We start from the raw sequence: 17,827 nt of genomic DNA on the forward strand, positions 1-17,827 counted from the left end.
GCGCCTCGGGGCAACTCAATGCGATTTGCGCACTCGCAGATACCATTCGGACAATAGACGCACCTGTTTGTGCGTATAGCCCTTCTCGACCATACGATCGACGAATTGCTCGTGTTTCTTCTTCTCCTCCGCCGAAGCCTTGGCATTGAACGAGACCACAGGCAGTAGATCCTCGGTATTGGAGAACATCTTTTTCTCGATCACCACCCGTAGCTTTTCATAGCTCGTCCAGCGCGGGTTGGCTCCGGCATTGTTTGCCCGAGCGCGCAGCACAAAGTTGACGATCTCATTGCGAAAGTCCTTGGGATTGGAGATCCCCGCCGGCTTTTCGATCTTTTCCAGCTCCTCGTTGAGCATAGCGCGGTTCATCATCTCGCCGGTGTCTGGATCGCGATACTCCTGATCCTGGATCCAGTAGTCGGCATAGGTGACATAGCGATCGAAGAGGTTTTGCCCATACTCCGAATAGGATTCGAGGTAGGCCGTTTGCAGCTCTTTGCCGATAAACTCAGCATAGCGCGGCGCGAGATATTGTTTAATGAAGCCCAGATAGCGCTCCTGGGTCTCGGAGGGAAGCTGCTCACGCATGATCTGGCGTTCGAGCACATAGAGCAGATGCACTGGATTTGCCGCGATCTCGCTATGATCGAAATTGAAGACCTGCGAGAGGATCTTGAAGGCAAAACGGGTCGAGATACCGGTCATGCCCTCATCCGGCCCAGCATAATCACGGTATTCTTGAACGGACTTGGCCTTGGGATCGGTATCCTTGAGATTCTCGCCGTTATAGACCCGCATCTTGGAATAGATGCTCGAGTTCTCCGGTTCCTTCAGCCGGGTTAGGACCGAGAATTGAGCCATCATCTCGAGAGTGCCAGGGGCGCAGGGCGCATTGGAAAGCGAGCTATTGCGCAAGAGCTTCTGATAGATCTTGACCTCCTCATCAACCCTTAGACAATAAGGCACCTTAACGATATAGACCCGGTCGAGAAACGCCTCGTTATTTTTATTATTGCGGAAGCTCTGCCATTCGGATTCATTAGAATGGGCCAGGATGATCCCCTGGAAAGGCAGTGCCGAAAGACCCTCGGTGCCGTTATAATTGCCTTCCTGGGTGGCAGTCAGCAGCGGATGCAAGACCTTGATCGGGGCTTTGAACATCTCGACGAACTCCATCAGCCCCTGATTGGCCCGGCATAAGGCCCCGGAATAGCTATAGGCATCGGGGTCGTTTTGCGGGAAGTGTTCCAGCTTGCGGATATCGACCTTGCCGACTAGGGATGAGATGTCCTGGTTGTTTTCATCACCCGGTTCGGTTTTGGCGATCGCGATCTGTTCGAGGATCGAGGGATAGAGTTTGACGACCTTAAATTTGGTAATGTCGCCATTATATTCCTGAAGCCGCTTCACCGCCCAAGGCGACATGATGGTGCGCAGATAGCGGCGCGGGATGCCATAATCATCTTCCAGGATCGGCCCATCCTCTTCGGGCGAGAAAAGCCCCAAGGGAGACTCAAATACGGGTGAGCCCTGGATGGCATAAAATGGACGTTGCTCCATCAATTCCTTGAGCTTTTCGGCCAGGGATGATTTCCCACCGCCGACGGGCCCCAAGAGATAGAGGATCTGTTTCTTCTCCTCTAGACCTTGCGCTGCATGTCTTAGATAAGAAACGAGCTGCTCGATCGATTCCTCCATGCCATAGAAATCGGCAAAGGCGGGATAACGCCGGATGACCTTGTTTTGAAAGATGCGGCTTAAGCGAGGGTCATCTCGGGTATCGATCAATTCGGGCTCGCCGATGGCCAATAACAGCCGTTCGGCAGGGCTGGCATAAGCAGTCGGATCGGTCTTGCACAGCTCCAGATAATCGCGCAGGCTCATGACCTCCTCGCGGGAGGATTCATAGCGGGACTGATAGCGTTCGAAGATCGACATAATGTTACCTCACTTGAAAACAGCGGCCTTTGACCCTGCCGAGTTCAATACGCCGCTACCGGTATGCGCAGGCCGGCAGGGTCTCGAATCACTTGACAGAGCGGCAGATGATCGGGAGATGGTAGTAAACCCAATGCAATGATTGAACCATCTGGCACCCAGGATAGATAGCTGGGGCACTGCGCTCATACCTGAGCACTTTAACTCTAATCTGCACAGCGAGGATGCGCCAAACGACCCCGCTTGCGCACCATCTTGGAACGCTCGGCAAGCAGGCAACGCTCGGCTTGAGCGGAATGGACTAGCTGCCGGAGTAACCGGGCACCAGAGCCGTACATCTGCTCTGAACATAACGTGAGTGTTATACATGGAGACCATCTGTCGCGACTTAAAGCGCCACAGTCGGCCCTCTGCCAGGGGATTTTGTATCATTACCTAGCCTTACAATCTTGTCCCAGTATCCCATGCCCGACTCATACGTCGATCGCATCCTCAGGGCCCGCGTCTATGAAGTCGCAGTCGAGACACCTCTGACCCTGGCCCAGCGTCTTTCGGCCCGTCTCGGCAATCGCGTGTTTCTTAAACGCGAAGACCTCCAGCCAGTCTTTTCGTTCAAACTGCGCGGTGCCTATAACAAGCTCCATGCCCTCACCCCCGATGCGCGCGCCCGCGGGGTCATCGCGGCGAGCGCCGGCAACCACGCCCAGGGGGTGGCGCTGGGCGCCAGCCGTCTTGGGGCCCAGGCGACCATCGTCATGCCGCGCACCACGCCGGCGATCAAGGTCAATGCGGTGCGCGCCTATGGCGGCAAGGTGATCCTCTACGGCGACTCTTATGACGACGCCTATGCCCATGCCTTGGAACTCGCAGCCGAGAAGGGATTGACCCTGATCCATCCCTTCAATGATCCAGAGGTCATCGCTGGCCAGGGTACGATCGGTATGGAGATCCTGCGCCAGCGCCCAGAGCCCCCGCATGCCATCTTCATCCCGGTCGGTGGCGGGGGCCTCATCGCCGGGATCGCCGCCTATGTCAAATGGCTCTATCCCCAGGTGCAGATCATCGGGGTAGAACCCGAGGATGCGCCCACCCTATATGCCGCGCTCAAAGCCGGTGAGCCCGTCGATCTCCCGCAGGTTGGTCTCTTTGCCGATGGGGTGGCAGTCAAACGGATCGGGACAGAGACCTTTCGCATCGCCCGCACGCGGGTCGATACCCTGATCCTGGTCAGCGCCGATGAGATCTGCGCCGCGATCAAGGACATCTTCGACGATACCCGCGGGATCGCCGAACCCGCGGGGGCCCTGGCCGTCGCTGGGCTCAAGCGCTGGGTCGAGACCACAGGTACCCGCGATCAGGATCTCGTCGCCATCGAGAGCGGCGCCAACATCAACTTCGACCGGCTGCGCCATGTCTCTGAACGCGCTGAACTCGGGGAACATCGCGAGGCCCTCTTTGCCGTCGAGATCCCCGAACGCCCAGGCAGCTTCTTAAACTTCTGCCGTGCTTTAGGTCGGCGCCAGATCACCGAGTTCAATTATCGCTATGCCGATCGCCAGCGCGCCCAGGTCTTCGTTGGCATTGAGCTAGGACGGGGCGGTGATGAGCGCCCAGAGCTGATCGCACGCCTCGCCGAAAGGGGCTTTCGGGTGATCGATATGACCGACAATGAGACCGCCAAACAGCATATCCGGTTCATGGTGGGCGGCCATGCCCCGGGTCTGCAAAATGAGCGTCTGTTTCGTTTCGAGTTCCCCGAGCGCCCGGGTGCCCTACTTGATTTCTTGTCGGGGCTTGGCAAGCGCTGGAACATCAGCCTGTTTCATTATCGCAACCACGGGGCGGCCTACGGGCGGGTACTGATCGGTATTCAGATCCCAGATACCGAATACGAGGACTTTACGCAGAGCCTGAGATCCTTAGACTACCCCTGTTGGGAGGAGACAGATAACCCGGCCTATCGGCTATTTGCAGGGAACGGTCTGATGGCTTCGGATTGAAACCGGATGAAGTATGACTGTCATGCGTCCATTACTGCTTTGTTTCTCCCTGTGGCTGCCGCTTGTCCTTCAGGCTGCCCCCCTACAGGTCTTTGTTAGCATCCCGCCGCAACAGACCTTCGTTGAGCGGATCGGGGGGACTGAGGTCAAGGTCGAGTCCTTGATCCAGACCGGCGTCGATCCGCATACCTATGAGCCCACACCCAGACAGGTCGCGCGCCTGTCACAGTCCGATCTCTTCATCGGGATCGGTTTTCCCTTTGAACGCGCTTGGATGGAGCGCCTGCGTTCAGCTAATCCCAGGATGCGGGTCTTGGATCTGAGCGAAGGGATGGCGCTCCGCACCATAGAGGCACATGAGCATGCGGAAGAGGCAGACAGGGGGCACGAAGAGGAAGCAGACAAAGGCGCCCCAAGCCAGGGGCATACCCCCGCCGAGCACGAGATCGATCCGCACCTCTGGACCAGCCCGCGCTTGGTGAAGGCGATGGGCGAGCACATCGCTGCCGCCTTGTCCGCGCTCGATCCCCAGCATACCACCGACTATCAGACGCGACTGGCCGCCTTCCAGCAGGATCTCGACCGTCTGGATGCAGAGATCCGCGCCAAGCTTGCTGGACTCAAACACCGTTCCTTTATGGTCTATCATCCGGGCTGGGGCTATTTCGCGGATGACTATGGGCTGACCCAGATCCCCATCGAGCGGGCAGGCAAGGAGCCGGGGCCTAAGCAGCTTGCTGACCTGATCGAGCAGGCGCAGACGGAGGGGATCAGATTGATCCTCGTCCAGCCCCAATTTAACCGCAAAAGCGCCGAAGAGGTGGCGCAAGCGATCGGCGGACGGGTCGAGGTGATCGATCAACTGGACCCCGATTATTTCGCCAGCCTACGCCGGATGGCCGATGCGCTCGTTGCGGCGGAGGGGGATTAAGCTGTAGGGTGCGCAATGCGCACCCTACTATCCAATGCACGATCCATGTCTTCACCCCGCCCCGCCGTCATCGGCCTAGACCTCGGCACATCGGGTTGCCGTGGGGTAGCCATCGACGACAAGGGGACACTACTCGCCGAGGCGCGCGCCGAGCTTCCCGCGCCGCTGTGCCCGGCGCCTGGATGGTTCGAGCAAGACCCATACATATGGCAAGAGGCGGTCCTCGCCGTCTTGGAGGAACTCGCCCGGCAGCTCAAGGACCATTGCCCCCAGGCTCTGTGTATCGCCGCCACCTCCGGCACCCTGCTCCTTGCCGACGAAAACGGTGGGCCGCTGGGCCCGGCCCTGATGTACAACGACTGCCGCGCTCAAGATCAGGCCAAAAGGATCGCTGCCTTGGCCCCTGCCGAGAGCGCCATTCATGGGCCAACCTCCGGCCTCGCCAAGCTTTTATATCTCTACGAGCACCTCGGGCGACCGCCTCAGGCCCTTGCGCTCCATCAAGGCGATTGGCTCAGCGGTCTTTTGGGCGGGCGGTTTGCCAGCGACTGGAACAATGCCTTAAAGCTCGGCTATGACGCCGAATGCCTGACTTGGCCCGACTGGGTCAGGGCACTGATCCCGAGCGGCGTGCGCCTCCCAGAGGTCTTGGTGCCGGGCACCCCCATCGGTGCGCTCGACCCTGAGATCGCCCGGCGGCTCCATCTGCCCGCAGACCTCCAGGTCCTGGCAGGGACCACCGACAGCACTGCAGCCGCCTATGCCGCCGGCCTTCAGCAACCAGGCGATGCCCTAACCGTGCTCGGCAGCACCCTGGTCATCAAGATCCTGGCAGAACGCCCAATCACCGACAGGCGCTACGGGGTCTATAGCCAGCGATTTGGCGACCATTGGCTCGTCGGCGGGGCCTCAAACAGCGGCGGGGCGGTGTTGCGCCAGTTCTTTGCCGATCAGGAGATCGCTGCCCTCAGCGCCCTGATCGACCCCGAGCGACCCTCGGGTCTGGACTATTATCCCTTGACGACCCCGGGTGAGCGCTTCCCCCGCCCAGACCCTCAGCTTGCCCCTAGGCTTGAGCCGCGCCCGGCAGACCCGGCACAGTTCCTGTGCGGGCTCCTCGAGGGGATCGCGCGGATCGAGGCCGAGGGCTATGCGCGGCTTGCCGAACTCGGTGCACCGCGCCTAAGGCGTGTCTTGACCGCAGGCGGCGGTGCGGTCAATCCCGTGTGGATGCGCATCCGCGCCCGGCTGCTGGGTGTGCCGGTCAATCCTGCCGAACGGACCGAGGCCGCTGTGGGTGCAGCGCGTCTCGCTTGCAGGGAAGAAAGGCAAGTGGACCGCTGATCGATCTGTCATAACGGCGGGTGCCGCTGTTCAAGCAAGCTCCCGGCTACAAACCACGATCTGCTTAAACTAGAGAGCATAGAAATATCGATGAGCGCGCCCTTTCATCAGGACCTCGATACCCTGCGCCTCGGGGTCATCGGGCTCGGCTATGTCGGGCTGCCCTTGGCGGTCGAGTTCGGCAAGCAGTATGAGACCCGCGGATTTGACATCAATCGCGAGCGGCTCGCCCAGTTGCGCGCGGGCCGCGACGCCTCGGGCGAGGTCGAACCCAAAGAGCTTGCCGCCGCCTGCCGGCTTACCTATGTCGAGCGCAGCGAGGCGCTCGCCGACTGTCATGTCCAGATCGTCACCGTCCCCACCCCAATCGATGCCCACAAACAGCCCGATTTCGGTCCCTTGAAACGGGCCTGTCGGATGCTGGGCGAGATCTTGAGGCCAGGCATGATCGTCGTCTTTGAATCGACCGTCTATCCAGGCGCCACCGAGGAGGTCTGTATCCCTCTGATCGAAGAGGCCTCAGGGCTCGTCTATAATCGAGACTTTTATGCGGGTTACAGCCCGGAGCGGATCAACCCAGGCGACAGGCTCCACCGCCTGACCACCATCAAAAAGGTCACATCCGGATCGACCCCAGAGGTCGCCCAATTTGTCGATCGGCTCTATGCCTCGATCATCCCTGCGGGGACCCATCTGGTAAGCAGTATCCGGGTCGCCGAGGCGGCCAAGGTGATCGAAAACACCCAGCGCGACCTCAATATCGCCTTGATCAATGAGCTTGCGATCATCTTCAATCGCTTGGGGCTGGATACCCAAGAGGTCTTGGAAGCGGCGGGGACTAAATGGAACTTTCTCCCCTTTCGTCCCGGACTGGTCGGGGGGCATTGTATCGGGGTCGATCCCTATTATTTGACCTATAAGGCCCAGGCGGTCGGCCATCATCCGGAGGTGATCCTCGCCGGGCGGCGGGTCAACGACGGCATGGGGATCTATGTCGCCCAACAGGTGATCAAGCTCATGGCCCAGCGCGACCGCCTCCACCCCGGGGCGCGGGTCTTGATCCTGGGTCTGACCTTCAAGGAAAACTGCCCGGATCTGCGCAATACGCGGGTGATCGACATCGTCCAGGAGCTTTGCGCCTATAAGCTGACCTGCGACGTCTATGATCCCTTGGCCGACCCCGCCGAGGCCGAGCGCGAATATGGTCTTGCGCTCCTCTCTGAACCGCAAGCTGGGGTCTATGACGCCATCGTTTTGGCCGTCGCCCATCGCCAGTTCGCCGATTGGGGGCCTGAGCGCATCCGCGCCCTGGGGCGGCCAGGGGCGATCCTCTATGACGTCAAACACCTCTTGCTGCGCACAGAAGTGGATGGGCGACTTTAGATCGAGAACAATATGCTGCTTTGATACGCCATGCGTATCCCCCAGAATCTATTCGATCTCAATCGCCAGAGGCCCTCATGAAGATCCTGGTCACCGGCAGCGCCGGTTTTATCGGTTCAGCCTTGGCGCTGCGCCTGCTTGAACGCGGTGATAGTGTCATCGGCGTCGATAATCTCAATGAGTATTATGACGTCCGGCTCAAGGAGGCGCGCCTTAAGCGCACCCTGACCTTTCCTCACTATGTCGATGTCCGGCTCGACATCGCAGATGGCCCAGGGCTGGCGGAGGTCTTCGAGACCTATCGGCCCCAGCGGGTGATCCATCTTGCGGCCCAGGCTGGCGTGCGTTATTCGCTGACCAACCCCATGGCCTACATCCACAGCAACCTGGTGGGCTTTGCCAATATCCTCGAATGCTGTCGCCACCACGGGATCGAGCACCTGGTCTATGCCTCGAGCAGCTCGGTCTATGGGGCCAATACGCGCCTCCCCTTCTCGGTCCATGCCAATGTCGATCATCCATTGAGCCTATATGCTGCGACCAAAAAGGCCAATGAACTGATGGCCCATACCTACAGCCATCTCTATGCACTGCCAACCACCGGTTTGCGGTTCTTTACCGTTTATGGGCCCTGGGGCCGTCCCGACATGGCCCTGTTCAAATTCACCCGCACCATCCTCGACGGCAAGCCAATCCAAGTGTTCAATCATGGGCGGCATCGGCGCGACTTCACCTATATCGATGACATCGTGGAAGGCGTCGTCCGCGTCCTCGATCGCATCCCTGCGGGAGACCCCAACTGGTCGGGGGTCGATCCAAATCCCGCCAGCAGCGCCGCTCCTTATCGGGTCTATAACATCGGCAACAGCCAGCCGGTGGAGCTTCTGGACTATATTCGGGTGCTCGAGGCATGCCTGGGCCGAAAGGCCCAGATCGAGCTCTTGCCCCTCCAGCCTGGGGATGTCCCCGACACCTTTGCCGATGTGACAGACCTCATGCGCGATACCGGCTATCGCCCGCAGACGCCGGTGTCCGTCGGGGTTGCGCGTTTTGTCGAGTGGTATCGCGATTTTTATGGGGTGTGACCGTTTCGACTTCCAGCAAAACACCTTGGCATAGCGCTGCCCCTGTCTTCGTATCTCGCAGATTGTTCTAGATTCCGTTCTGGCTTATGCCGGAATGACGATATAGGACCTGTTCGGCGTTCCCTAGACCTCAGCCAGATCCCCCTTTTCCTGCAACCAGGCACGCCGGTCGGCGACGCGCCTCTTAGCAAGCAGCATATCCAAGAGTTCATCGCTGGCATCGCCCGGCTCGATGGCAAGCTGTACGAGGCGGCGGGTATCCGGATTCAGAGTTGTCTCACGCAATTGGGCGGGGTTCATCTCCCCCAGGCCCTTAAAGCGCTGGATATTGACCTTGCCCTTGATCCGCTCGGCGGCGATGCGGTCGAGGATGCCTTTCTTTTCATCGTCGTCGAGGGCGTAATAGACCTGCTTGCCGACATCGATGCGATAGAGGGGCGGCATGGCGACATAGATCCGCCCGGCGGCGACCAGGGGACGGAAGTGTTTGAGGAATAATGCGCACAGCAGGGTCGCGATATGGGCGCCGTCGGCATCGGCATCGGCGAGGATACAGATCTTGCCAAAGCGCAGGCGCGAGAGGTCGTCGCTGCCTGGATCGACGCCAATGGCGACCGCGATATCATGAACCTCCTGCGAGGCCAGGACCTCCTGGGGCTCGACCTCCCAGGTGTTGAGGATCTTGCCGCGCAGGGGCAGGATGGCCTGGAACTCGCGGTCGCGCGCCTGCTTGGCCGAGCCCCCCGCCGAGTCGCCCTCGACCAAGAACAATTCGCTGCGCTCGGGGTCGGTGCTTAGACAATCGGCGAGCTTCCCCGGGAGCGCCGGCCCCTGGGTGACCTTTTTGCGGGCAACGGCGCGCCCGGCGCGTAGGCGGGCTTGGGCGGCTTGGATGGCGAGCTCGGCGATCCGCTCGCCCTCGGCGACATGTTGATTGAGCCACAAGCTCAAGGAATCCTTGACCACGCCAGAGACAAAGGTCGCGCATTCGCGCGAGGCCAGACGCTCCTTGGTCTGGCCCGAGAACTGGGGTTCGAACAGCTTGACCGAGAGCACGAAGCTCATCCGCCCCCAGACATCCTCAGGCGCGAGCTTGACGCCCCGCGGCAACAGATTGCGAAACTCGCAAAACTCACGCACTGCCTCGGTGAGGCCGGTGCGCAACCCATTGACGTGTGTCCCGCCTTGGGGGGTGGGGATGAGGTTCACATAGCTCTCGGCGACCGGCTCACCGCCCCCGGGCAGCCAGACCACCGCCCAGCTCGCCGCCTCGGTGCGCCCCTCGAGGTCGCCGTAAAAGGGCTCGGCGGGGAGGGTCTCGGCGCCGTTGAGGAGCTCAAACAGATAATCGCGCAGCCCCCCCCGATAACACCAGGCATGTTCCTCGCCGCTCTGCTCATCGCGCAGGCGCACCTCAAGCCCAGGGCAGAGCACCGCCTTGGCGCGCAGGAGGTGGATCAGGGGGCGGACGGCGAACCTGGGGCTGTCAAAATACCGCGGATCGGGCCAAAAGCGCAGCCGGGTCCCGGTCTCGTTGCGCCTGACCGGGCCGATGACCTCAAGCTCGTTGACCTTTTCCCCGTCCTTGAAGGCCATGTTGTATTCATAGCCCCCGCGCTTGACCCAGACATTGAGGTGGCGCGACAGGGCATTGACCACCGAGACGCCCACCCCGTGGAGACCGCCCGAGAAGCGATAGTTCTCACTGTTGAACTTGCCGCCGGCATGCAGGCGAGTGAGGATCACCTCCACCCCTGGGCGCCCCTCCTGGGGATGCAGATCGACCGGCATCCCGCGTCCGTCATCCTCGACCTCCAATGAACCATCGGCATACAGGGTCACGCGGATATGGCGGGCGAATCCGGCGATGGCCTCATCGACGCTGTTGTCGATGACCTCCTGGGCGAGGTGATTGGGCCGGCTGGTATCGGTGTACATCCCCGGGCGCTTGCGCACCGGGTCTAAGCCCTGCAAGACCTCGATCGCCGAGGCATCATACTGACCGCTCATGGATAGATAGATCTTTATGCTGACAACACCACGGCAACTGAAACTCAGAGCGCAGCCATACCGGTTTGACCGCTTAAGCACCCTTAAGGTACCGTACCCGCAAATACCGATTCAAACCACGATGACCCTAGACCCGAGCCCCCCTTTTTGAACAGGCACTCGCCGAACTCGAAAACCATTGTCGCAAACCTAGAGCGCGGTGAGATGACCCTAGAGGAGTCGCTGGCGGCATTCGAGCGCGGTATCGGCCTGGTCCGCCTCTGTCAGCAGGCGCTGGATCAGGCCGAGCAGCGGGTGCGCATCCTTACCGATGGCCGTCTGGACGCTGAATTCAAGCCCTTTGTCAACGATGATTGAGACCAACTTGGACGATTTCCCCACCCGAGTCTTGAAGCGCGTCGAGTCGACCCTCGATGCGATCCTGCCCCCGGTCAGCGTACAACCGGCCCGCCTCCACGAGGCCATGCGTTATACCGTGCTGGCCCCGGGCAAACGCCTGCGCCCGCTGCTCACCTATGCCACGGGCGCGGCCCTGGGGGTCGATGATGGGGTCCTCGATCATCCGGCCTGTGCGGTCGAGATGATCCATGCCTATTCGCTGATCCACGACGACCTGCCGGCGATGGACGACGATGACCTCAGACGCGGACGCCCGACCTGTCATCGCGCCTTCGATGAGGCCACCGCCATCCTCGCCGGCGATGCCCTCCAGACCCTAGCCTTCCAGACCCTGGCCGAGGCACCGGGGTTGAGTGCTGAGACGCGGGTTGGCATGGTGTCTGTCCTGGCCCGCGCCAGCGGCACCCGCGGCATGGCCGGCGGCCAGGCCCTGGACCTCGAGGCCGAGGGTCAGGTGCTCGATTTGATTCAGCTCGAAAATATCCATATCCATAAGACCGGCGCCCTGATCCGCGCTGCAGTCCAGATGGGGATCCTGGCGCACGGCGGCCTTGAACCAGGACCGATCGACCGGCTCGATCACTATGCCAAGTGTTTAGGGCTGGCCTTCCAGATCCAAGATGATGTCCTTGATGTCGAGGGTGAGACCGTCCAGATCGGCAAGACCGCCGGGCGCGATCAGGCCCTCAACAAGGCAACCTATCCAGCTATCGTTGGTCTGGCCGAGGCCAAGGCGATGGCCAACCAGTTGATCAACGAGGCCATCGACTCGGTCTCCATCTTCGGCGAGCGCGCCCAGCCGCTGATCTGGATGGCCCAAGCGCTTTTGGGACGCAGGCAATAGGGGGCCGCTTGCTCGGCCCAGGTCGCATCCCCACATCTTGTCCTCAATCTCCAAGCAACCGCGAAGTTCCAACCCATGGAGTCCTCGATAGACCCCCCGTGCCTCACCGGCGAGATCGCCGATGTCCAAAAGACCCAAGATACCCGCTGCATCGCCATCGATAAGGTCGGTATCAAAGACATCCGCCATCCCGTGCGGGTCCGCGAGCGCAGCGGCGGTGAACAACACACCGTCGCCACCTTCAACATGTATGTCTATCTACCGCATAACTTTAAGGGGACGCACATGTCGCGCTTCGTGGAGATCCTCAACAACCATGAGCGCGAGATCAGCGTCTCCTCCTTTCAGGACATGCTCATCGAGATGTCCGAGCGCCTGGAATCCGAGGCCGGGCATATCGAGATGCGCTTTCCCTTCTTCATCAACAAAAAGGCCCCAGTCTCGGGGGTCGAGAGCCTGATGGACTATGAGGTCACCTTTATCGGCGAGATCCGCCACGGAAAGCCGACCCTGGAGCTTAAGGTCATGGTCCCGGTGACCAGCCTCTGCCCCTGCTCGAAAGAGATCTCGGCTTATGGGGCGCATAATCAGCGTTCACATGTCACCGTCCAGGTGCGCATGGATCGTTTTATGTGGCTTGAAGAACTGATCGAGCTGGTCGAACGCGAGGCCTCCTCCGAACTCTACGGACTGCTCAAGCGCCCCGACGAAAAATTTGTCACCGAACGCGCCTACAACAACCCCAAGTTCGTCGAAGACATCGTGCGCGATGTCGCTATGCGCCTAAACGAAGACAATCGCATCCTGGCCTATATTGTCGAGGCCGAGAACTTTGAATCCATCCACAACCATTCGGCCTATGCGATGATCGCGCGCGACAAGACCAAACCCAGCCCCTCGCCCTGTGCCTAGCGGGTGGCTTGCGCCCAGCTAGCCCTTGATCGAAACAGTTAACCGCCGACGAAATACCGAATACACCGCCAACCGCCAATCCGGCGCAAGCCGCAATCCAGTCCATCCGATCAATTGGGCACCGGCATTCGCCGGCGTGACTTCTCTCTGCTGCTTTCCCCTTAAACTATCATTCCAGCGCAAGCGGTAATTTTTAGGATATGCACAGGCCTACCCAGGCAGGGGACATGTCGGCGATTCAATCGGCGTTTTTTAAGCCATAAAAAACCATCCCCACTACGTCGGGGATGGCGGATGCGCAAATCCTTCGTTGACAGCTCAATTCAACAGGCTTGCCACCCGCTGGGGATTGAGCTGTCCGGCCTGGGCCGCTAGAGCCGCTTGCGGATTCTGGGCCATCGCCGACTGGACGCTCTGAAGCATCGCCTGGGCCCGACCTGCATCCATTGTCTCCCCAGAGGTGGACTGGGCGGCCTGACTCTGCTGCAAGCGATAGGCGTCCGACGAGATCGAAAGCTGGTCTGCACTCGGCATCTGCGCCGGCGCATTGCCGCTGTTGGGCGCCGCCGGCGTGCCGGCAGCGGCGGTATTGTCCGTGGGCGCGGGGGAACGCATCTGGGCCCTGGCGGCCCCCATCCCCATCACATTGTTCATCGCACCGATGTCGTTCATCTGCGTATCTCCAGATAGCTTATCTAACGATGCCAGTATAGCCGTCGCTTTGCGTCTTGGCAGCCCATCCAGCGTCCAGACTGTCCGCTAGGATGAGACCAGCGCAAAAATCTGTGTATAGGAAGCTACGCCAGGCCCGGCACCGTGATTCCGGCGAAAGCCTGAATCCAGAAAGATCAGTAAGATACGCAGGTGCAGGATGCATTGCTGCGCATGACTCAGCGCCTCCCTAGCTGCCTGCCTCAGCACGTGCAGTAGGGGCCGCTTTAGTCACCCGCGTCTTCTCAGCTAAGCTCCTGCACGTCTTCTCAGCCAGGCGCCTGGCCAGTAGGTGACTGGCGAGACCGGGTCGCTTAAGCCGCTTTCATTGAGGACCGCCAGCGGTACGGCCAGTTCGAACTCAGGATGTCTCGCGAGAAAGTCCTGCGCCGCTGCCTTTGGGTTGTTCCAAGCCCAATCCTCTTGGGTACGCGGTGCCGTGCCCAACCGTTCCATGCCCTGCCCGCAATTCTTTTGGACACGCAATTGGGGTAAATAGACGTGTGTGAAGAAGGAGCGGGAAATGCTGAATGAGAGTGAGGGTGGTGGGGTTGCGCTGGGTGCGCTGGAAGGGGCGCGTAGCGCGGCGGGCGAGGTCAAGCGCTGGTCGTCGGGGCGGAAGAAACAAGTCGTGCTGCGCCTGCTGTGGGGCGAATTGGTGGATGCCCTGTTGCGTGAGCTGGCGGTGCCGATATACCGGCTGGAGGAGTGGCGCGACCGGGCGCTGGCGGGGATCGATGCAGGGCTCAAGGAAGGCGAGAACGATCCGGTTGAGAAACAACGCGATGATGCCAACTGGCGCATTGGCGAGTTGGTGATGCAAGTCGAGATCCTGCGCAAGGAAAGGCAGGCGAAGCGTCCTTGGGTCGGCAGGAGGTCGTTGCGATGAGCCAGATGATCTCGCCGGGTACTGGAGTTCGCCCGCTCGACCCTTGACGCCCAGCAGTCCAGAGAGAGCGCCAAGGTGGTTCTGCTGCATCCGACGCGGCGCGGACCGAAGCCGAAGATTTCTGACGTCGACCTACTGGCCGCCATTCGAGCTGACCTAGAAGCTTCGCCGTTCGTCGGCGAAGGCCATCGCAAGGTCGGGGCGCGGCTGCGCATCCTTTCTGGCATCCGCGTGTCCAAGGATCGCGTCTGCCGCCTGATGCGCGAGAACGCCTTGCTGTCGCCGCACCGGGTACCGCAGGGTTCGCCCTCTGCCCACGATGGGTCGATCCAGGCCGAGGCGCCGAACCAGATGTGGGGCACCGACGGCATCCGCATCCAGACCGTCGACGCCTGCTGTGTCAGTATCCATAGGGCTTCAGGCCGAGTTCAGCACTACCGCCGCCTACGCCGGTAAGGGGCTCAAGCTGCGCATGGATCATGGCACGCAATACACCGCCGACGACTTCCTAAAACAGATCGCGTTCTGGGGTATCGACCAGAGCCTCGCCTTTGTTGCTGAGCCCCAGACCAATGGCGTGTTGAAGCCCGGCAGGCTTATGCCCTCCAGAAGGCCGCATGAGCTGCAAATCAGTGTCCAATCAACTGCGGGCAGTACAGGCTCTGTCAGCGTTCAGCGTTGGCGCAATTACACAGGAATTACACCAAACAAAAAGGCTTGCCGGTGTAAACTCTTGCAAGCCTTTGATCTTTATGGTGCCCAGGGGCGGAATCGAACCACCGACACGCGGATTTTCAGTCCGCTGCTCTACCAACTGAGCTACCTGGGCAAGTTGGTTGAGCGCGTCATTTCAGCAGCTACAGCCTGTTTTGTCAATCGGTGGCAAGAAGCATGAAGCGCAGACAGGCGCCGGCGCCCAGGTGTGGATCGATCTGGATCCGGCCTTCGCCGGAATGACCCCATGCGCGCCATGCCTTGCCCTGCAGGGCAGGGAGGATGTCAAGCAGAGGACGGGCACCGAATAACAGAGGAGGGGCCGCCTGACGTCTGAATGAACCGGCAACTCGGCCGGATCACCCATGATCCAACCTCGGCCCTTGCCTTAGTGCTGCGGGGTATAACCTGGGGGCATCTCGGCGCCCTCGCCGCCCTCGCCGAAGAAATAGCGTTCCATCTGCTCTTCGAGAAAACGCCGTGCCTGGGGGTTGGTGAGGCTGAGCCGGTATTCGTTGATCAACCGTGTCTGGTGGCGTAACCAGTCCTGCCAGGCGGCCTTGGAGACCTGCTCAAAGATCCGTTGCCCGAGTTCACCGGGGTAAGGTGGTCGATCCAAACCCTCAGCCTCGCGGCCGAGCTTGATGCAATGGACGGTTCGGGTCATGAGTCGTTCAACCTTAAGCTGGTTTGGCCAATGGATTCATCGCTTTCCGCAAGCTCGGCGAGCAGCCTCGCGATCGGCGCCGGTAGTCCCAGCACGGCCTCTGAGCTGGGGATGAACCAGCGCCAGTCTGGCCGATCCTGGATCTGCGTGGGTTCAGCGCCGAGCTCGACCAGCACCGGCTGCATCCTGAGCCGATAATGGGTGAATGCATGGTGGCGCTCGGCAAGCTTGACAAGACCTTGGGGTGCAACGCCCAGGGCGCTTCGACACCAGTCTGCGATCCCCTCTGTTGGTTCGAGCTCAGGCAGGCTCCAGAGCCCACCCCAGATGCCGGCAGGTGGGCGGCGTTCGAGCAGGATAGCGCCTTGCGGATGGCGGATGATCAGCAAGAGGGTGGAACGGGTCGGCAGCGCCCGCGCCGGGCGTGGTGCGGGGAGCTGAGACTGTCGCCCCTGGGCGCGGGCAAGACATCGCCCAGCAAGGGGGCAGATGGGGCATTGTGGGCGCCCCCGGGTACAGATCAGCGCCCCCAGGTCCATCAGCCCCTGGTTGTAATCGCCGGGTCGGTCGCGCGAAAGACAGCGTTCGGCAAGCCCCCAGAGCCTCGCCAGCGCCGGCCCGTTGCCCGGCCAGCCATTAACCGCAAAGAGGCGGGCGAAGAGACGCCTGACGTTGCCATCGAGGATGGGATAGGACCGATCCAGGGCGAGCGAGAGGATGGCACCTGCGGTCGAACGCCCGATGCCTGGGAGACGCAACAGCGCCTCTTGCGTATCAGGGAAGAGACCGCCGTGCTGATCGCGGATCAGGCGCGCGGCGCGGTGGAGGTTGCGGGCACGGGCGTAATAGCCCAGCCCAGACCAGAGGGCCAAGACCCCATCGAGCTCGGCAGCAGCGAGGTCCAGGACGGTCGGATAGACCGCCATGAAACGCTCGAAATAGGAGATGACCACAGAGACCTGGGTCTGCTGGAGCATGATCTCGGAGACCCAGACCCGATAAGGGCTGCGTTCGCGCTGCCAGGGCAGATCATGGCGCCCACAGCGGTCAAACCACTCCAACACCAGGGAGGCGATCTCCGCTGATGCGTGCTCGGTCATGGGGATCTCTGGGAATAGGATAGGAGGGGGAAAGTGGAGCGGGTGATGGGAATCGAACCCACGTTAGAAGCTTGGGAAGCTCCTGTTCTACCATTGAACTACACCCGCTTGGTGGACTTTTAATGTAGCGGCAACATTAGGGCTTGACAAGCCCCCCTTCCTGCCCTCAAGTAAAGTGCGCAAACCTGTACACAATTCTCTTCCTGCCCCGAATGCGGAGCGCATTCGTCTCTGACAGGCGTGACTTTCCCGACTACGGCAGAGACCCTCTCTGCTGTAGCTCCGCCGTTACCGGACGGACTCGCCACGGGTAGGGCAGTTGCGGTTGCCAGCCGTTTGAGATTGAGCGCGGCATTGATGTCCCGATCATGGCGCGTGCCGCATTGAGGACACGTCCATTCCCGATCCTTCAACGCCAACATCTCATTCTCCCAACCACAGACCGAACACAGGCGGCTGCTCGGATCCCAGCGATCAGCTAAAACCAACCAGACGCCGTAGCATTTCCCCTTGTATTCCATCTGCAAGCAGAACATGCCAAAGCCCAGGTCGCTGATGGCGCGGGCAAGCCGTTCGTTCGCCAGCATGCCCTTGACGTTCAAATCCTCAATCACCACCCCTTGGTTTTCGCGGCAGAGCCGGGTCGTGAGCTTATGTGTGAAGTCCGCTCGGACATTGGCAATGCGTGCGTGCAGCCTTGCCAACATCGCAGAGGATTTCCTTCGATTCTTCAAGATCGGAAGCCTCGTGCCTTTTGCCAGTCCGGCCCTTGGCGCAAACCCAGCCCCGACCTTGGCCGCCTCAACCTTGCAGGAAAGGCGTCTGCCTCGAATCCTGAGACAACGAAGCGCAGAGGAGATTTAACAGACTCGCCATTGGAAAGCCTGGCCGCCGCCTCAA

Annotated in this window: 17 protein-coding genes and 2 tRNA genes; 10 read left to right on the plus strand and 9 right to left on the minus strand. The window is 60.6% G+C overall.

Going from position 1 to position 17,827, the window contains the following annotated elements; all coding sequences use genetic code 11:
* Positions 1–15: 15 nt before the first annotated feature.
* Positions 16–1,938 carry a PrkA family serine protein kinase gene (locus tag GWK36_RS09925; RefSeq protein ID WP_166271000.1) on the minus strand — a complete coding sequence of 641 codons (1,923 nt, stop codon included), beginning with the start codon at positions 1,936–1,938 and terminating at the stop codon, positions 16–18.
* Positions 1,939–2,402: 464 nt separating this feature from the next.
* Between GWK36_RS09925 and ilvA the strand changes: the two genes are divergently transcribed.
* The 5 genes from ilvA (at position 2,403) to GWK36_RS09950 (ending at position 8,681) form a co-directional block, all read left to right on the plus strand.
* Positions 2,403–3,938, plus strand: coding sequence for a threonine ammonia-lyase, biosynthetic (gene ilvA / locus GWK36_RS09930; protein ID WP_166271001.1), 1,536 nt, complete (start codon positions 2,403–2,405; stop codon positions 3,936–3,938).
* A 13-nt stretch (positions 3,939–3,951) separates the two neighbouring features.
* Complete coding sequence (locus GWK36_RS09935) at positions 3,952–4,869, plus strand: metal ABC transporter solute-binding protein, Zn/Mn family (protein WP_166271002.1); 918 nt, start codon at positions 3,952–3,954, stop codon at positions 4,867–4,869.
* Between the two features lie 45 nt (positions 4,870–4,914).
* Entirely contained in the window at positions 4,915–6,213 is a 1,299-nt protein-coding gene (locus tag GWK36_RS09940) for an FGGY-family carbohydrate kinase (protein ID WP_166271003.1), read from the plus strand.
* 90 nt (positions 6,214–6,303) lie between these two features.
* On the plus strand, positions 6,304–7,596 hold the full coding sequence (locus GWK36_RS09945) for a nucleotide sugar dehydrogenase (protein ID WP_166271004.1): 1,293 nt from the start codon (positions 6,304–6,306) through the stop codon (positions 7,594–7,596).
* Positions 7,597–7,673: 77 nt separating this feature from the next.
* The gene (locus GWK36_RS09950) at positions 7,674–8,681 is read left to right on the plus strand and encodes an NAD-dependent epimerase (protein ID WP_166271005.1); all 1,008 of its coding nucleotides are present in this window, start codon (positions 7,674–7,676) and stop codon (positions 8,679–8,681) included.
* A 123-nt stretch (positions 8,682–8,804) separates the two neighbouring features.
* Here GWK36_RS09950 and parE read toward each other — a convergent pair whose 3' ends face one another.
* Positions 8,805–10,691 (minus strand): DNA topoisomerase IV subunit B, encoded by a 1,887-nt coding sequence (gene parE / locus GWK36_RS09955; protein WP_166271006.1) that lies wholly within the window; start codon positions 10,689–10,691, stop codon positions 8,805–8,807.
* Between the two features lie 204 nt (positions 10,692–10,895).
* Here parE and xseB point away from each other — a divergent pair, with 204 nt between their 5' ends.
* The 3 genes from xseB to folE2 all read left to right on the plus strand — a co-directional run bounded on the left by xseB (position 10,896) and on the right by folE2 (position 12,846).
* Positions 10,896–11,048 (plus strand): exodeoxyribonuclease VII small subunit, encoded by a 153-nt coding sequence (gene xseB / locus GWK36_RS09960; protein WP_166271007.1) that lies wholly within the window; start codon positions 10,896–10,898, stop codon positions 11,046–11,048.
* Positions 11,041–11,934 carry a (2E,6E)-farnesyl diphosphate synthase gene (gene ispA, locus GWK36_RS09965; protein ID WP_166271008.1) on the plus strand — a complete coding sequence of 298 codons (894 nt, stop codon included), beginning with the start codon at positions 11,041–11,043 and terminating at the stop codon, positions 11,932–11,934. The genes xseB and ispA overlap by 8 nt, the downstream gene beginning before the upstream one ends.
* A 75-nt stretch (positions 11,935–12,009) precedes the next feature.
* On the plus strand, positions 12,010–12,846 hold the full coding sequence (folE2, locus tag GWK36_RS09970) for a GTP cyclohydrolase FolE2 (RefSeq protein WP_166271009.1): 837 nt from the start codon (positions 12,010–12,012) through the stop codon (positions 12,844–12,846).
* Positions 12,847–13,164: 318 nt separating this feature from the next.
* Here the strand turns inward: folE2 and GWK36_RS09975 are convergent, their stop codons facing one another.
* Together GWK36_RS09975 and GWK36_RS09980 are read right to left on the minus strand one after the other, a co-directional pair.
* A complete protein-coding gene (locus GWK36_RS09975; protein WP_166271010.1) occupies positions 13,165–13,518 on the minus strand; it encodes a hypothetical protein in 354 nt (117 codons plus the stop codon).
* 288 nt (positions 13,519–13,806) lie between these two features.
* Positions 13,807–14,013, minus strand: coding sequence for a class I SAM-dependent methyltransferase (locus tag GWK36_RS09980; protein WP_166271011.1), 207 nt, complete (start codon positions 14,011–14,013; stop codon positions 13,807–13,809).
* Positions 14,014–14,080: 67 nt separating this feature from the next.
* Here GWK36_RS09980 and GWK36_RS09985 point away from each other — a divergent pair, with 67 nt between their 5' ends.
* Positions 14,081–14,446, plus strand: coding sequence for an IS3 family transposase (locus GWK36_RS09985; RefSeq protein WP_166270207.1), 366 nt, complete (start codon positions 14,081–14,083; stop codon positions 14,444–14,446).
* Between the two features lie 75 nt (positions 14,447–14,521).
* Entirely contained in the window at positions 14,522–14,902 is a 381-nt protein-coding gene (locus GWK36_RS09990) for an IS3 family transposase (protein WP_166270028.1), read from the plus strand.
* A gap of 297 nt (positions 14,903–15,199) precedes the next feature.
* Here the strand turns inward: GWK36_RS09990 and GWK36_RS09995 are convergent.
* The 5 genes from GWK36_RS09995 to GWK36_RS15025 all read right to left on the minus strand — a co-directional run bounded on the left by GWK36_RS09995 (position 15,200) and on the right by GWK36_RS15025 (position 17,787).
* Positions 15,200–15,275, minus strand: a tRNA-Phe gene (locus GWK36_RS09995).
* A gap of 273 nt (positions 15,276–15,548) precedes the next feature.
* Positions 15,549–15,827, minus strand: a complete 279-nt coding sequence (locus tag GWK36_RS10000) for an oxidative damage protection protein (protein WP_166271012.1) — start codon at positions 15,825–15,827, stop codon at positions 15,549–15,551.
* A complete protein-coding gene (gene mutY / locus GWK36_RS10005; RefSeq protein WP_166271013.1) occupies positions 15,824–16,927 on the minus strand; it encodes an A/G-specific adenine glycosylase in 1,104 nt (367 codons plus the stop codon). Before mutY ends, GWK36_RS10000 begins: the two co-directional genes overlap by 4 nt.
* Before the next feature lie 34 nt (positions 16,928–16,961).
* Positions 16,962–17,035 (minus strand) — tRNA-Gly (locus tag GWK36_RS10010).
* A gap of 11 nt (positions 17,036–17,046) precedes the next feature.
* A complete protein-coding gene (locus GWK36_RS15025; RefSeq protein WP_343033170.1) occupies positions 17,047–17,787 on the minus strand; it encodes an RNA-guided endonuclease InsQ/TnpB family protein in 741 nt (246 codons plus the stop codon).
* Positions 17,788–17,827 lie beyond the last annotated feature (40 nt).

This window comes from Caldichromatium japonicum, assembly GCF_011290485.1.
Lineage (GTDB): Bacteria > Pseudomonadota > Gammaproteobacteria > Chromatiales > Chromatiaceae > Thermochromatium > Thermochromatium japonicum.

Excerpts from the sequence above, each read along its gene's own strand:
- parE (WP_166271006.1), bottom strand. The coding sequence starts at position 10,691 with ATGAGCGGTCAGTATGATGCCTCGGCGATCGAGGTCTTGCAGGGCTTA.
- ispA (WP_166271008.1), top strand. The coding sequence starts at position 11,041 with ATGATTGAGACCAACTTGGACGATTTCCCCACCCGAGTCTTGAAGCGC.
- GWK36_RS09925 (WP_166271000.1), bottom strand. The coding sequence starts at position 1,938 with ATGTCGATCTTCGAACGCTATCAGTCCCGCTATGAATCCTCCCGCGAG.
- GWK36_RS09985 (WP_166270207.1), top strand. The coding sequence starts at position 14,081 with ATGCTGAATGAGAGTGAGGGTGGTGGGGTTGCGCTGGGTGCGCTGGAA.
- GWK36_RS10000 (WP_166271012.1), bottom strand. The coding sequence starts at position 15,827 with ATGACCCGAACCGTCCATTGCATCAAGCTCGGCCGCGAGGCTGAGGGT.
- GWK36_RS09975 (WP_166271010.1), bottom strand. The coding sequence starts at position 13,518 with ATGAACGACATCGGTGCGATGAACAATGTGATGGGGATGGGGGCCGCC.
- folE2 (WP_166271009.1), top strand. The coding sequence starts at position 12,010 with ATGGAGTCCTCGATAGACCCCCCGTGCCTCACCGGCGAGATCGCCGAT.
- GWK36_RS09980 (WP_166271011.1), bottom strand. The coding sequence starts at position 14,013 with ATGGAACGGTTGGGCACGGCACCGCGTACCCAAGAGGATTGGGCTTGG.
- xseB (WP_166271007.1), top strand. The coding sequence starts at position 10,896 with ATGACCCTAGAGGAGTCGCTGGCGGCATTCGAGCGCGGTATCGGCCTG.
- GWK36_RS09935 (WP_166271002.1), top strand. The coding sequence starts at position 3,952 with ATGACTGTCATGCGTCCATTACTGCTTTGTTTCTCCCTGTGGCTGCCG.
- ilvA (WP_166271001.1), top strand. The coding sequence starts at position 2,403 with ATGCCCGACTCATACGTCGATCGCATCCTCAGGGCCCGCGTCTATGAA.
- GWK36_RS09950 (WP_166271005.1), top strand. The coding sequence starts at position 7,674 with ATGAAGATCCTGGTCACCGGCAGCGCCGGTTTTATCGGTTCAGCCTTG.
- mutY (WP_166271013.1), bottom strand. The coding sequence starts at position 16,927 with ATGACCGAGCACGCATCAGCGGAGATCGCCTCCCTGGTGTTGGAGTGG.
- GWK36_RS09940 (WP_166271003.1), top strand. The coding sequence starts at position 4,915 with ATGTCTTCACCCCGCCCCGCCGTCATCGGCCTAGACCTCGGCACATCG.
- GWK36_RS09945 (WP_166271004.1), top strand. The coding sequence starts at position 6,304 with ATGAGCGCGCCCTTTCATCAGGACCTCGATACCCTGCGCCTCGGGGTC.